The 584-nt window shown below is 41.3% G+C and carries 2 tRNA genes and 1 rRNA gene; all 3 read left to right on the top strand.

Going from position 1 to position 584, the window contains the following annotated elements:
- Nucleotides 1-83: ribosomal RNA gene (locus SOM16_RS23035) — 16S ribosomal RNA — on the top strand; the annotation flags it as partial.
- 209 nt (nt 84-292) lie between these two features.
- Nucleotides 293-366 (top strand) — tRNA-Ile (locus SOM16_RS23030).
- A 93-nt stretch (nt 367-459) separates the two neighbouring features.
- A tRNA-Ala gene (locus SOM16_RS23025) sits at nt 460-533 on the top strand.
- Nucleotides 534-584: the final 51 nt, after the last annotated feature.

The following is a 584-nucleotide window of genomic DNA, read 5'->3' as shown; positions in this document are numbered from 1 at the left end:
AGCTGCCTAGGGTAAAACAAGTAACTAGGGCTAAGTCGTAACAAGGTAGCCGTACCGGAAGGTGCGGCTGGAACATCTCATTTTAGAGCGTCTTAAGACGATAAACAAATAAGTGTCGCAAGACACGATGCACTTACTTAAAGTGAAGCTTTAGTTTTTATTTGGTTGATATATATAAAAAAATACAAAACCCACTAGAAATTAGTAACAGGGAAGAGAGATTGAGTATGAAGAAGAGGAAAAAGAGATATGCAAATATTACTTATTGCTCATCACCCATTACTCATAACAAAGTCTCGTAGCTCAGCTGGTTAGAGCGCTACACTGATAATGTAGAGGTCGGCAGTTCGAGCCTGCCCGAGACTACTAATTAAGGAGTTAGGTTATAGGTATTAGGAGTTAGGAAAAGCGCAAGCCAAATACTAACAAGCAAACACCAAGAACTAACAACTACTAGAGGGGGAATTAGCTCAGCTGGCTAGAGCGCCTGCCTTGCACGCAGGAGGTCAAGGGTTCGACTCCCTTATTCTCCACAGTTTTGTGAGTCTGATTTAAAAGTACGATGGATAGAGCCAAAACAAATA

Source organism: Pedobacter sp. CFBP9032, from assembly GCF_034045265.1.
Classification (GTDB): Bacteria; Bacteroidota; Bacteroidia; order Sphingobacteriales; family Sphingobacteriaceae; genus Pedobacter.
This window is presented reverse-complemented; position numbering and strand designations above follow the sequence as displayed.